9 protein-coding genes are annotated in these 13,124 nt (G+C 72.7%); 1 reads left to right on the top strand and 8 read right to left on the bottom strand.

The genetic code is table 11. The features are described from left to right. Window positions 1–61 precede the first annotated feature (61 nt). A complete protein-coding gene (locus tag ACWCYO_RS14660) occupies window positions 62–1,258 on the top strand; it encodes an MFS transporter (RefSeq protein WP_449784450.1) in 1,197 nt (398 codons plus the stop codon). Between the two features lie 64 nt (window positions 1,259–1,322). On the opposite strand, the gene ACWCYO_RS14655 is transcribed toward ACWCYO_RS14660, so the two are convergent. The 8 genes from ACWCYO_RS14655 to ACWCYO_RS14620 all read right to left on the bottom strand — a co-directional run bounded on the left by ACWCYO_RS14655 (window position 1,323) and on the right by ACWCYO_RS14620 (window position 12,928). Continuing rightward, window positions 1,323–1,487 (bottom strand): hypothetical protein, encoded by a 165-nt coding sequence (locus ACWCYO_RS14655; protein WP_449784449.1) that lies wholly within the window; start codon window positions 1,485–1,487, stop codon window positions 1,323–1,325. A 178-nt stretch (window positions 1,488–1,665) separates the two neighbouring features. Further along, window positions 1,666–2,385, bottom strand: coding sequence for a G1 family glutamic endopeptidase (locus ACWCYO_RS14650; RefSeq protein WP_270145211.1), 720 nt, complete (start codon window positions 2,383–2,385; stop codon window positions 1,666–1,668). Between the two features lie 241 nt (window positions 2,386–2,626). Beyond that, window positions 2,627–2,980, bottom strand: coding sequence for a YciI family protein (locus ACWCYO_RS14645; RefSeq protein WP_270145209.1), 354 nt, complete (start codon window positions 2,978–2,980; stop codon window positions 2,627–2,629). Between the two features lie 24 nt (window positions 2,981–3,004). Then, window positions 3,005–5,908 (bottom strand): NHLP bacteriocin export ABC transporter permease/ATPase subunit, encoded by a 2,904-nt coding sequence (locus ACWCYO_RS14640; RefSeq protein ID WP_270145207.1) that lies wholly within the window; start codon window positions 5,906–5,908, stop codon window positions 3,005–3,007. A gap of 100 nt (window positions 5,909–6,008) precedes the next feature. Further along, window positions 6,009–8,276 (bottom strand): NHLP family bacteriocin export ABC transporter peptidase/permease/ATPase subunit, encoded by a 2,268-nt coding sequence (locus tag ACWCYO_RS14635; RefSeq protein WP_449784448.1) that lies wholly within the window; start codon window positions 8,274–8,276, stop codon window positions 6,009–6,011. A gap of 12 nt (window positions 8,277–8,288) precedes the next feature. Beyond that, window positions 8,289–9,101: an HlyD family efflux transporter periplasmic adaptor subunit gene (locus ACWCYO_RS14630; RefSeq protein WP_449784447.1), complete on the bottom strand. Its 813-nt coding sequence runs from the start codon at window positions 9,099–9,101 to the stop codon at window positions 8,289–8,291. Then, a complete protein-coding gene (locus tag ACWCYO_RS14625) occupies window positions 9,098–10,630 on the bottom strand; it encodes a SagB family peptide dehydrogenase (RefSeq protein ID WP_449784446.1) in 1,533 nt (510 codons plus the stop codon). The genes ACWCYO_RS14630 and ACWCYO_RS14625 overlap by 4 nt, the downstream gene beginning before the upstream one ends. 21 nt (window positions 10,631–10,651) lie before the next feature. Continuing rightward, on the bottom strand, window positions 10,652–12,928 hold the full coding sequence (locus ACWCYO_RS14620) for a TOMM precursor leader peptide-binding protein (RefSeq protein WP_270145199.1): 2,277 nt from the start codon (window positions 12,926–12,928) through the stop codon (window positions 10,652–10,654). Window positions 12,929–13,124: the final 196 nt, after the last annotated feature.

Here is a 13,124-nt window from a genome sequence, read left to right as displayed (position 1 = left end):
AGCGATCGTTGACGTCGCAAACGCGCCAGCTCCAGGGTGGGGCCGCTGCTGGACTGGTCGCATGCCCAGCACTTCCCTTCCCGCCTCGCCCGCTGCTGCCCGTACGTCCACTCGGGGACTGCTTCGCGGCTGGTTAGCGGTTGCCTCCGTGATGACGGGGATCTTCTCCATCGTGACCACCGAGATCCTGCCGATCGGCCTGCTCACCCCGATCGGCGCCACCTTCCGGATCTCGGACGGCACGGCCGGGCTGATGATGACCCTGCCGGGCATCATCGCGGCCGTCGCCGCCCCGGTCGTCACCGTCGCCGTCCGGCGGGCCGACCGGCGGGGCGTCCTCTGCGGCCTCATGCTCGCCCTCGCGCTCGCCGACCTCGTCAACGCGCTCGCCCCCGGCTACTGGGCGGTGCTCGCGGCGCGGGTCGTGCTCGGGGTCGTCATCGGCGCGTTCTGGTCGATCGGGGCCGGGCTCGCCCCGCGCCTGGTGGCGGCGGAGCGGCAGGCGCGGGCCAACACGGTGATCTTTTCGGCGGTCCCGCTGGGCTCGGTCCTCGGCGTGCCCGCCGGTGTCCTGCTCGGCCACCTGGCCGGGTGGCGGGCCGCCTTCGCCGCCATGGCGGTGCTGAGCCTCGCCGTGTCCGCCGCCCTCGCCGCGACCCTGCCCCCGCTGCCGCCAGAGGCCCCCACCCGCCTCGCCGTCCTGCGCGGGCTGCTCCGCACCCGTGCCGTCCGCGCCGGCCTCGCCATCACCCTCCTCCTGGTGACCGCCCACTTCGGCACGTACACCTACGTCACGCCGTTCCTGGAGGACGTCACCCACGCCGGCCCGGACGCCGTCACCGCGCTCCTGCTCGTGTACGGAATCGCAGGCGTCGCGGGCAACTTCGTCGGCGGCCTCTGGGCGGGGCGGCGCGCCACGTTCACCATCGCGATCAGCCTGCTCGCAGCCGCCGTCCTGCTCCTCCCCGTCCTCGGCACGGCCTGGCCGGGCGCAGCGTTGCTCCTCGTCGCGTGGGGCCTCGCCTACGGTGCCGTCCCGGTCTGCGCCCAAGCGTGGTTCGTCCGCGCGGCCCCGGACACACCAGAAGCGGCCACGGTCATCTTCACGTCCTCCTTCCAGGCCACCATCTCGCTCGGCGCCCTGGCCGGCGGCGCCGTCGTCGATACCTCCTCGCCGTCGGTGGTGATGCTGCTCGGAGGATGCGTTGCACTCCTCGCCGCCGCAGTGACCCACACTGCCGCTTTGCGGGATCAGTAGGAAAGCCGTACGAGTGTGGCCTGCTCCCTGCCACGGCAGGGAGCAGGCCGCTTCGGCGTGCCGGTCAGCCGAAGGGCAGGACCTGGGTGCTGCCGCCGGTCAGGACGCGCTGGTACTCACTCTCGCCGTTGAGCGACGTGCTGCACCTCAACGTACGCGATCTGCGGGCGCCCGGGAGGGGTGAGGAGACCTTCGCCTTCATCACGTCGTCCGCGACAGCCTTCAGCACCCCTCCAGCGCGATCCTCTGCACCCTCCTGCCCTTCGCGCTCCTGCTCGCGCTGCTCGCCTGGAGCGGTGGCCACAACCGTCCGAGCCGGCAACCCACTTCACCTCCGACCTCCACCCCCTGAAACGCAGAGGAGCGGGAAGTCGGCCCGGCCGACTTCCTGCTCCTCGATGCGATGGCTACTCCGCCAGGAAGGTGTCGGTGAAGCTGGTGCCGTTGGAGCCGAGGGCGCTGGTGCTGGCCTCGTAGACGCCGTTGGAGCTGGGGTCGAGGGCGACCGGGTTGTAGGAGCCGAGGGACCGGCCGTTGACAGTGGCCGAAGTGAAGGTCAGCGTACCGAAGTTGGGGTAGGACCCGGTCGGGGACTCGATGATGACCTCGGCGCTGGTCCGCTGCGCGGAGATGGACTTGGTGGTGCTGTAGGTCCAGCCGCGGGTGGAGTCGGTGAGCTTGAGGGTGTAGCGGCTGCTTCCGATGTAGGTCACCGAGGCGCTGATGTGGTCGCCGGCCGACACCGGGTACGAGCTGAGGCTCAGGTAGACCGGGCTCGACGGGTACATCTCGTACCAGGCCTGGTTCACCGGGCTGCCGCTGGAGCAGTCGGTGGCGACTCCGGTCTGCTCGACGGAGGAGGAGCCGTACCCGTCGATGCCGACCCAGGGGGCGTAGAGGTCGTTGGTGGAGTTGCAGGTCGCGTCCGGCTCGGTCCAGGAGGCCGAGACCGAGGTGAAGCCGCTCCCGGTGGCGGCGTAGCCGCCCCAGTTGTAGCCGTTGGTGTTGTACTGCAGGGGGCGGAACGAGAGGCCCTGGGCGGCCGCCGCGGTGGTCGGTGCGGCGGGGGCGGCGAGGGTGGTGGCTGCGGCCGCGAGGGTGGCGACACGTATCAGGAATCTGCGCATGCTGGCTCCTTCGTGGGGGACGAGCAGGAGGTTCAAGCGCCAGCCCGGGCCGTTGGGGCGACCGTTGAGGGGCGGCAGTACAGGATCGCCGACCTGTCATGATCCGGGCAAGGGGTGTGCCGCGATTGATTGCATGTGAAACAGTCCGTTAACGCAAGGGCTTGACGATGCATCGAGGAATCACGGGAAGGCCCGCGCCCTTCAACGCGGGCGCGGGCCTCCTCGGCCTCTCTCCTCGGGCTCAGATCACCCGCACCGGGCGGACCTCGACCAGGTCGCCGGGCGCCGCGGGCATCCAGCGGGCCCAGGACACGGCTTCCGCCTCGTCCGCGACGTCGATGACCCACAGCCCGCCCAGGTGTTCGTGCCCCTCCCGGTAGGGCCCGTCCGAGACCGGTGTCCCGGCGCCGCCGCCGGGCACCACCAGCCGGGCGCTGCAGCTGCGCCGCAGCCCGCCGCCGTAGCGGACGGTGACCCCGGCCTCGTGCAGCGCGCGCCCGAACCGCACGTGGGCGGCGTCGAGTTCGGCCTGTTCGGCCTCGCTCAGTCCGTTCCAGACCCGCTCGTCGCCGTGAATGAGCAGGGTGTATTCCATCGTTCTCTCTTCTCCGCTTACCTACTACATCTGCCGGTGTGCCAGCCGCGCGAACAGCCCGTCCCGGTCGGCCAACAGTTCCTCGTAGCGGCCCTGTTGGACCACCCGGCCCTGGTCCATCACGATGATCCGGTCGGCTTCGGCGACGGTGGACAGCCGGTGGGCGATCACCACCCGGGTCGCGTTGAGCCGGCGGGTGGATTCGGTGACCAGGCGCTGGGTGGGGTTGTCCAGCGCACTGGTGGCCTCGTCGAAGAAGACGATGCGGGGGCGCGAGACGAGCGCGCGGGCGATCATCAGGCGTTGCCGCTGGCCGCCGCTGAGGGTGCTGGTGCCTTCGGAGAGGACGGTGTTCATGCCCATCGGCATGGCCGCGATGTCCTTGTCGATGCCGGCCATCTCGGCTGCGGCCCAGGCGTCGTCGAGGGTGTGGTTGGTGGAGCCGACGATGTTGGCCTTGATGTCGCCGGCGAGCAGGGCGCCGTGCTGGAGGACGACGCCGCACTGGCGGCGTACGGCGGAGACCTCGAGTTCGCCGAGGTCCTGGCCGTCGTACAGCACGGTGCCGCTCTCCGGCCGTTCGAAGCCGAGCAGCAGCCGCAGCACGGTGGACTTGCCGCTGCCGGAGGGGCCGACGATCGCCACGAACTCGCCGGGTTCGATGCTGAGCGTGACGTCCTGGAGGGCGGCGGGGCCGTCCTCGCCGTAGCGGAAGGTGACGTGGCTGAGGCCGAGGCGGCCGGAGAGGTCGCCGGGGTCGGCCTTGGTGTCGTCGACCTCGGGCTTCTCCTCGAGGATCGGCCGCAGCCGTTCCAGCATCGGGACGACGCCCATCGCGGTGACGGCCGCCGAGGTGAACTGGAGGCTGGAGGCGATCAGCAGGTTGAAGGCGGTGAAGAAGGAGAGGAAGACCGGGATCGGCACGTCGCCGTCCAGCGGGCCGGCGATGACGCCGAAGATGACCACCGAACACACCAGCGGGAAACCGGCGTTGAAGGTGGTGACGGCGTTCTGCACCCGGCGCGAGGAGGCGGCCAGGCCGCGGCCCTTGCCGAGTTCGGCGGCCCACACCCCGAACACCCGGTCCTCGGCCGCGGTGACGCGCAACTTGGGGACGGCGGTGAGCAGTTGGAAGACCCGGGCGGACATCGCCTGCTCGTGGGCGTACAGCCGGCGCTGCCAGCGGACCTCGAGCCGCCCGGCGGCCAGGCCGACTCCGACGCCGACCAGCACCAGCAGGGTGGCGAGTGCGGCCAGTCGCAGGTCGTAGAAGTAGACCAGCACCAGGTTGGCGAGCCCGGTCAGCAGCCCGAGGGTCGCCGTGGTCATCATCCCGGAGAGGGTCTCCTGGGCGGCGCTGACGCCGAGCACCGTGGTGCCGAGCTCGCCGGTGGAGTAGTCGGCGAAGAACGGCGCGGGCAGCGACAGCAGCCTGGTCCAGACGCCGACCTGCATGGCGGCGGTGGAGCGGCTCTCGATCCGCAGCACCGCGATGTTCTGCACGATGGACAGCGCGGCCACCGCCATCGCGGAGCCGATCACCACCAGCGCGCCCTCGGTGATCAGGTTGCGCTGGGCGTGGGCGACGAAGGTGCCGAGCACCTCGCCGGTCATCACCGGGACGAGCAGGCCGATCAGCGCGACCAGGGCGGCCATCCCGGTGAACATCCACAGGTCCTGCCGGTTGTTGCGCAGGCCGAAGCGGAGCAGCCCGGCGACAGTGCGCACGGCGGCGGGCAGCGGCCGGTAGAGCACGGTGGCCTTGTTCTGCAGTTCGGCGGCGAGCTTCGGGGTCAGCGGGGTGACCTTGCCGCCCTCGGCCAGCACGTAGCCGTTGCCGAGCGGGAGCAGGGCGACCGGGGCGCCGGCCTTGCGGTAGCCGACCATCGCGCCGAGGTCGTTCTGCCACCACTTGCCGTCCAGTCGGACGGAGCGGGTGCGGACGTGGGAGGCCAACGCGATCGCCTGCAGCCGGTCGAGCCGGCGGTCGTGGCCGATGCCGGCCACCGGGGCGGTGACGGTGAAGCCCTCGTGGGCGGCGACCAGCCGGGCGGCGGCCAGGGTCGGCTCGTCGCCGGTGGCGTCCCCGATCCGCAGCCGGGAGGCGGTGTCGCGCAGGATGGTCTCGAAGCCGCGGGCGGAGTCGGCGAGGGTGCCGGCGTCGCGTTCCCGGCGGGTGGCGATCAGCTCGGTCTCGGCGGTGCGGCGGGCCTCGATCCGGCGGTCGACGGCGTCCAGCAGCCGCCCGCAGTGGGCGGCCAGGCGCTCCCAGAGGCCGCCCTGGTCGAGCAGTTCGCGCGGGGAGCGGGCCCGTACGGTGGCCGGGCCGGTGGCGACCAGCCAGTCCCGTTCGGTCAGCAACACCTCGGCGCCTTCGGTGAGTTCACCGTCGGAGCCTTCGGGCACCTCGACGCTGCCCTGCTCGACCCGCACCCACTGCAGGCCGTCCACCGAGCGCAGTGCCTGGCCGCGCTTCAGGACGGTCGGCTCGACGGGGTCGAGCGGGGTGAACTCGCGTGGCGGCAGGGTGTCGCGCAGCGCACCGGCGAGCGCGGTGAGGCCGCGGGCCAGCCCGGTGAGGAACTGGTCGGCGGCTCCGGAGGTGCCGCCGGACGCGGCACCGAGCAGCCCCTCGACCCGGGAAGTGGCGAGGAAGGACAGTTCGGCGCCGAGCACCGGCCGGGCGACGATGCCGCGCCGCGCCCCGGCGGCCGCCGTGCCGGGCACCAGGGTGCCCGCCTCGATCCGGCAGAGGAAGTGCCAACGCCCTTGGGGCGCACCGGAGTCGAGCTGGACGGCGAACAGGTCGACGGCGCCGGAGCGGACCAGCAGCAGCCGTCCGGGGTCGTCCAGCACGAGGTAGCGTTCGCCCGAGGGCTCGGCCGCCTCGGTGAGTATCGGCGAGAAGACCTCCACGGCAGTGCTCATGCGTCCACCTCTCCCCCAGCCTCCGGCCGGGGGGACCCCCACCGCTCGGCAGCCGCTTCGCTCAACTCGCACCTTCTGATGGTTCGCTCGCTTCGCTCCCTCACAGTTCGTCCTCCTCCTCGCGGCGCGCGGACTCGATGAGCGCGGTGTAGTGCCCGCCGAGCGCCAACAGCTCGTCATGGGTGCCGCGTTCGACGATCGAGCCCTCCTGCAGCACGATGATCTCGTCGGCGTCGCGGACGGTGGAGAGCCGGTGCGCGATGATCAGGCAGGCGCAGCCGCGGCGGCGCAGGTTGTCCATGATCACCCGCTCGGTCTCCGGGTCGAGTGCGCTGGTCGCCTCGTCCAGCACCAGCAGGGTCGGCTCGCTGGCCAACGCCCTCGCCAGTTCCAGGCGTTGGCGCTGTCCGCCGCTGAAGTTGCGGCCGCCCTCCAGCACCGGGCTGTGGATGCCGCCGGGCCGGGTCATCACGGTGTCGAAGACGGCGGCGTCGCGCAGCGCGGCGGTGACCGCCTCGTCCGGGACGTCGTCGTTCCAGAGCGTCAGGTTGTCCCGGACGGTGCCCTCGAACAGCGAGATGTCCTGGTCGACGTAGGCCAGCGAGGAGGCCAGCACGGTGCGGGAGATCTCCTCGCGCGGCCGCCCGTCCAGCAGGATCCGGCCGGACCACGGGGTGTAGAGCCCGGTGAGCAGCCGGCCCAGGGTGGACTTGCCGCTGCCGGAGCCGCCGACCACGGCGACCCGGCGGCCGGGGACGACGGTCAGGCTGAGGTCCTTGATGATCGGCTCGGAGAGCGGGCTGTAGCCGAAGCGGACGTCCTCGAACTCCAGGGTGCCGTCCAGCTTGGGCCCGGCCGGCGGCTCGGGCCTGGCGAAGGCGGCGGCCACCGGGTAGCGCTCGACGTCGTACAGCCGCTTGATGTCGGCCGTGACGTCCTGCAGCCGGCCGCCCAGGTTGGTGAGCTGGGTGACGGGGCGGCTGAGCGCGGCCAGCAGGGTCTGGAAGGAGACCAGGATGCCGACGCTCATCGCGCCGTCCACCACCCGCTGGCCGCCGACCAGCAGGATCAGCCCGCTGTTCAGCGCGGCCAGCATCGGCGGCACCACGGTGAGCACGGCGCTGGGGATGCCCAGCTTCTGCTTGGCGGTGACGACCTTGGCCAGGAAGCCGGCCCAGCGGCCGAAGGCGTCCTGCTCGGCGCCGGTGGCCTTGACGGTCTCGATCAGCGAGAGCGTGGTGAAGGTGGTCGCGGTGAGGTTGCCGCGGTCGGTGCGCAGCGCGGCGACCGCGTCGGTGCGGGCCCGGGCGACGGCCTGCAGCACGACGACGTTGAGCAGCGCCATGCCGACGCCGACCACGCCGAGCAGCAGGTCGTAGCGGATCAGCACGGCCGCGTAGAACAGCACCAGGCCGAGGTTGATCACGGTGAGCGCGAGGTCGCGGGAGAGGATCTCGGCGACCACGTCGTTGCCGGAGACCCGCTTGGCGACCTCGGCCGGGCGGCGCTGCAGGAAGAAGTCGACCGGCAGCCGCAGCAGGTGCCGGAAGAACCGGGCGGAGCTGACCAGCCCCATCCGGATCTCGATCCGCAGCAGGTAGTGCCGCTGGACGGAGGTCAGCACGAAGACGACCACGGCGGTGGCGGTCATGGCGGCCAGCAGCGGGAGGAGGTAGCCGCTCCCGCTGCCGGCCAGGACCCGGTCGATGAACACCCGGGTGTACGCGGGGATCGCGATGCCGGGCAGCACCAGCAGCAGGCTGGCGAGCAGCACCAGCGGCATGGCGCGCCCGGTGGGCAGCCGGCGCTCCAGCAGGGCGCGGCCGATGCCGCCCTTGTCGCCGCCGGGCTCGAAGTCGGGGCCCTTCTCGAAGGAGAGCACGATGCCGGTGAAGCCGGAGTCGAACTCGTCCCACTCCATCAGCCGGGGGCCGCTGGCCGGGTCGTTGACGGCGACGACGGTGCGGCCGTACCGGGTGCGGACGCCCTCGACCACCATGAAGTGCTGGAAGGCCCAGAAGATGATCACCGGGCCGTCGAGGTCGCGGAGGTTCTCGGCCTCGGTCTGGTAGCCGCGGGCCTTGAGCCCGTACGTGCGGGCGGCCTCCAGCAGGGTGGAGGCGCGGGCGCCGTCGCGGGAGACCCCGCAGACGCCGCGCAGGTCCTCCAGCGGGACCCAACGGCCGTGGTGGGCGAGGATCATGGCGAGGCTGGCGGCGCCGCACTCGACCGACTCCATCTGCAGGACGGTCGGGACGGCGTGCCGCCAGCGCCGCGGCGCGGCCGCCCGGGGGGGGCGGCCGCGGCGCGGCTTCTTTTCGGGTGCGGGAGCGGAGGCCGGGGTGGTCTCCGGGATCGTGGCTGTCATCGGAGCCCCCTCTCAGCGGCCGAGGATCAGGTTGAACGGGGTCTGCCGGCCCACGTTGATCGTGGCGGTGACGGCGACCTGGGTGCCCAGCGGGTTCGGCGGGCCGCTCTGCGAGGTCCAGGCGAAGCCGCTCGGGGTGTCGGGGTCGGGCGTCAGGTCGACGACGACCAGCCGGGGCGCGTCCTTGCCGAGGTAGCGCTGGGCGGCGAGGTCGCCGCCGACCAGGCCGGAGACGGCCTCCTTGGTGAGCGCGTACGGGCTGACCGAGCTGACCGTGCCGCGCAGCAGGCCGAAGGCGCCGGCCGGGCTGGTGGACACGTTGAGGTCCACCTGGTCGCCGGGCCCGAGCCCGACGGTGCGGGTCGCGGGCACGAAGACCATCGCGACCATCCGCTCCTTCGGGTCGTCCACCCGTTCGACCGAGGCGACCGGCGAGCCGGGGGCGACCACCTGCCCGTCGGTGACCGACAGGCCGACCACCCGCCCGCCGAACGGGCTGGTGATCTCCCGGCTGTGGCCCTCGGTGTCCTCGACCCGGACCACCGACTGGCCCTGCCGGACCTGGTCGGCGGGCTTGGCGAGCACCGTGCGGACCATCCCGCCGAACGGGCTCTGGATCATCGCGGTGCCGTGCGGGTGGGTCAGCAGGCCGGGGGCGTCCACGGTGATCGGGATCTTCCCGGTGAAGGTCCACAGCAGTGCGGTGGCCATGGTGATCATCACGACGAACAGGGCGATCCAGCCCCGGGGCGCGGCGAGCAGGGTCGGCGAGTCGAGCTCGTCCGGCTCGCGCATCCGCTGCAGCGCCTTGAAACGGAACTTCATCGTCTTGCTTCTCTCCGTGGGACGCCGACGTCCTGGCGCAGCGTCGGGGGCCGGCTGCCGATGACCAGCTCACCGACGCTGCCCTCGGTGAAGTAGTCGAGGCCGCTGGCCGCGGCGAAGTCGGCCGCGTCGCCGCCGCCGAGGCCGCAGACCGCGAGGTCCATGGCGGTGCCGACCAGGTAGAGGGTCTGGTAGAGCGCGCCGACGTGCTTGAGGATCAGCGGGTAGGCGACCGTCTCGTACTTCCACATCACCCGGCCGAAGCGCGCGGTGACCAGCAGCACCACCTGGGGATCGGTCTGCATCAGGCTGGACTCGCGGGCGCTCTTGACCAGTTGGGCGGTCGCGGCGCTCGGCTCGCTGACCAGTTCCAGCTCGTGCCGGTCGGTCGCGTAGTGCCACAGCCCGGGCTCCAGACCCGCGCAGGAGGTCACCAACGGGTACAGCTCCAGCTCGTGCACCGCGCCGCCGCTCGGGTACGGCCGGTCGGCCAGCTCCTGGCCGTCCCCGCCGGTGAAGGTCTGCCGGCGGCGGGCGCTGCGGTAGAGCAGCTCGCCGAGCTGCTCCAGGGTGATCGGGGTCTGCTCGTCGTGGTCGCGCACCGAGCGGCGCTGCTCCAGCACCTCGGTGAACGGCCGGTCGGCTCGGGCGAGTTCGTCCAGGTCCGGGACGGGCAGGGCGACCTTGCGGCCCGCGAACGGCGCCGGGGAGGCCGGCTCGGGGGCGAAGCGGTCGCCGAACCGGTAGGTGCCGCCGTACCCGGCCACGCTGGTGGGCCGGCGGGTGCGGGAGTGGAAGGCGAGGTCGGCGGCCGTCCACTGGGCGAAGCGCTGCTCCTCGGCCTCCGGCTCGGCACCGGGGGAGCCGTAGGCCAGCAGCCCGGCCGCGGCGAACAGCCGCAGGGTCTGCCGGACGGCGTCCAGCGGGAGCCCGCCGGGGAGTTGGGCGAGCGCGGCGGGGCTGGTCCAGCCGGCCAGGGCGGCCAGCAGGCCGGCGGCCCGGGTGGTCAGCTGGACGGCCAGCGGGCTGCCCGGGGCGCGCACCAGCAGGGCGCCGCCCTCGACCGAGGCGGAGGCGAAGCGGGACAGCTTCACCTGCCCGGTCGGGTCCGGGGTGGGCCCCGGCTCGGCGGCGCCCCGGCCGACCGGACGCAGCCGGGCCAGCGGCTCGTCCGCACCGTCGAGCACCAGGTGGACGGAGTGCTCCAGCATCCCGGCCGTGCCGAGCCGGCGGCGGGTCAGCTGCCAGCGCAGCAGCCCGGCGTCGCCGTCCCGGGCCGCGACCAGGGCGGCCAGTTCCTCCTCGGTCTGCTCCCCGGCGGCCAGCGCGGCCACCGCCTCCATGGCGCCGGGCGCCAGGTCGGGCAGGTTCAGCGCGCCGACCGGCGCGGTCAGCCGGACGGCCTTGGGGCCGAGCGGGGTGAGCGCGCCGTCGGGGCGCAGCCGCAGCCGGCGCACCGTACGGGCGGTGGCGGGCAGGTCGATCCCGTCGAGGGCGGTGGCCGTCGCGGGGGTCGTGGCGGTGGTCATCTCGTCTGCACCCGGCCGTTCCTAGAAGAAGACGTTCTTCGGGTTGAGCTGCTCCTCGGTGTGCGCGGCGGCCAGTCGGCCCTGGCGCACCGGCACGTCGTAGAGCCGGCCGGGGGCGAGGCGGCGCCAGAAGTGGCGCATGCCGGGGGCGATCACCTTGACCACGGCGAGGTCGAGGTCGGGGCGGCTCTGGTCGAGCACGATCACCTCGACGCCGGCCCGGCGGGCGCGCTCGACGCAGTCCCGGACGTGTCCGGCGAGGTCGTCACCGGTGAGCGGGGCGAAGTCGGCGAGGGTGCTGGCGGGCTGGGCGCGGTCGGGCAGCAGCCAGGGCTCGCCCGCGATCGTCGCGGTCCTGCACCACTCCAGGGTCTCCAGGTCGTCGGTGCGGTAGAGGGTGTTGCCGTTCTCGTCCCGCCGGTCGACGAAGGGGAGGAACTGGTTGACCTCGGTGAGCGCGCGGATCGCGGCGATCTTCGGGTCCGGATGGGCGCCGAAGCCGACCATGATGTCCTCGACCTCGTGCTTGCGCCGGGAGATCGCGGCGAACACCGGCACGCCGAGGTCGGAGGTGATGTCCAGGACCCACAGCTCGCGGTCCACCGAGGCGTAGAAGGCGCGCATGGTGTCCACGTACGGGTCGTTCAGCGAGTCGAGGTCGAACTCGGGCTGGGCGGTGCGGTTGTACCACCACAGGGCGACCGCGTCGCGCTCGACGACCTCGCAGAAGCCCTGCAGGATCGCCTCCTCCAGGGTGTTGCCGCTGGCGCAGCCGTTGGAGTCGCCGACGCAGTAGAAGTGCTGCTGGAGGTCGGGGTGGCCGTACCAGGCGTAGCCGGAGGGGACGAGGCGCTCCTCGTCGTGGGTGAGCGACCAGGCGCGGGTCCAGTCCAGTTCGGCGTCGACCGGGAACGGGTCGGGCACCAGGTGGAGCCGGTGCTTGGGGTCGGCGTTCCACTCGGCGCGGTTCGCGAACTGGGCGTCGGAGAACTGCAGCAGGGCGTCCATGTGGACGGCGACGGCCGGGTCGAGGTCGCGGTAGGCGGCGCGCACCACCGGCTCCTCGCCGCGCCAGACCGCCGAGTAGCGCTCGATCGCCTCGCAGATCGCGCTGACCTTGGCCTGGATCTCGGAGCGGCCCTTGCCGCCGCTCTGGCCGCGCATGTTGCGGCGCAGCAGGTCCATGTTGTCGTTGACCATGGCGAAGTTGTGGCCGGCGGTGAAGCTGTAGGTGATGCCGTTGCCGGTGTCCTCGTGCGCGCCGAGGCGGGTGATCGCGCCCAGGTGCGGGCTGATGTGGTGCTTGAGCCGGTCGTAGGTGAACTGCGGGGCCTGGACGCGGTAGCCGCCGTCGGTGGTGTGCCGGGCCGGGCTGGGCTGCAGGACGACCTTGGGGCTGCGCTCGGTGAGCAGCGCCGGGTCGCCGCAGCTGGGGCACTGGGGCTGGCGGACCAGGGTGTGCTCGGTGGTCTGCAGGGTGTTGAGGTCGAGGCTGACCATGGTGCCGGACAGCGCGGAGCAGCACTCGTCGGCCAGGATGCGGGCGGCCTCGGTGGCGAGCAGCTGGGCGGTCATCGCCGGGCCGGCCGGGATCGCGGCGCGGGTGGGGTGCAGCGGCACGGTCTCGCCGCGCTTGCCGGCCAGGTACCGCTCGACCTGGCGGTTGCCGCTGATCCGCTGGGCCAGGCAGCTCCAGCAGCCGGTCTCGCCGGGGCGCAGCAGCGGGCCGAGCCAGGGGGAGGTGCCGGTGGGCTTGGCGAGCAGCCAGGGGCGGCCGTCGGCGAGCCGGGCGGTGTTCAGCCGCTCCAGGGCGCGGTCCAGGTAGTCGTCGGTGAGGGCGACGACCAGGGTGTCCGGGCCGGCCGCGACGGCCTGGTCCTCGGTGACGGCGCGGGCGCGCAGGCCGGTGGCGGTCAGCGCCTCGACCAGCGGGGTGGCCTCGGCGGCGCCGAGGGCGAGCACCAGCAGCTCGGTGGCCCGGGCGGCCGCCAGCGCGACGGCCGGGTCGACGCCCTGGGCGTCCCAGTAGGCGAGCACGTGGTCGGGCAGGTCGGGCCGGCCCTCGGCGAGGTGCCCGGCCGCCTCGTAGCGGCGCAGCGCGGTCAGCGCCTGACCGAGGCCGATCTCGCCGCCGAGCTCCTGGAGGATCTCGGCGACGGTGCGCCGTCCGTCCAGGTAGGGCAGGAGGCGCACCGCGGCGGCTCCCGGGACGAGGTAGTCCTGCCCCTCTCCGAGCAGGAAGACCTTTTCGCCCACCGTCTCGGTGAGGAAATGGGCCTTGAGCCGCGGACGCTCCATAAGTCATCCCCCTGTGTTCACAAGTTCGTTGCGAGTATTCGAACACGGCGTCAAATGGCCTGTACATACTGCATATTCGGCGGGGCGGTCGAGTTACGCATCGCGCGGAATTGCGTATTCCGTCGGACCGGTACGTAGTCCCGTACGTATTCGGCCGGAGCGTTGACAGGGGGGCGCCGCAGGCGATACTGGTGTG

The sequence above is a fragment of the Kitasatospora sp. NPDC001683 genome, assembly GCF_053596495.1.
The sequence above is the reverse complement of the archived record's forward strand: the minus strand, read 5'-3'. Positions and strand labels throughout refer to the sequence as shown.

Excerpts from the sequence above, each read along its gene's own strand:
- ACWCYO_RS14620 (WP_270145199.1), bottom strand. The coding sequence starts at position 12,928 with ATGGAGCGTCCGCGGCTCAAGGCCCATTTCCTCACCGAGACGGTGGGC.
- ACWCYO_RS14660 (WP_449784450.1), top strand. The coding sequence starts at position 62 with ATGCCCAGCACTTCCCTTCCCGCCTCGCCCGCTGCTGCCCGTACGTCC.
- ACWCYO_RS14645 (WP_270145209.1), bottom strand. The coding sequence starts at position 2,980 with ATGGAATACACCCTGCTCATTCACGGCGACGAGCGGGTCTGGAACGGA.
- ACWCYO_RS14650 (WP_270145211.1), bottom strand. The coding sequence starts at position 2,385 with ATGCGCAGATTCCTGATACGTGTCGCCACCCTCGCGGCCGCAGCCACC.
- ACWCYO_RS14635 (WP_449784448.1), bottom strand. The coding sequence starts at position 8,276 with ATGACAGCCACGATCCCGGAGACCACCCCGGCCTCCGCTCCCGCACCC.
- ACWCYO_RS14630 (WP_449784447.1), bottom strand. The coding sequence starts at position 9,101 with ATGAAGTTCCGTTTCAAGGCGCTGCAGCGGATGCGCGAGCCGGACGAG.
- ACWCYO_RS14625 (WP_449784446.1), bottom strand. The coding sequence starts at position 10,630 with ATGACCACCGCCACGACCCCCGCGACGGCCACCGCCCTCGACGGGATC.
- ACWCYO_RS14640 (WP_270145207.1), bottom strand. The coding sequence starts at position 5,908 with ATGAGCACTGCCGTGGAGGTCTTCTCGCCGATACTCACCGAGGCGGCC.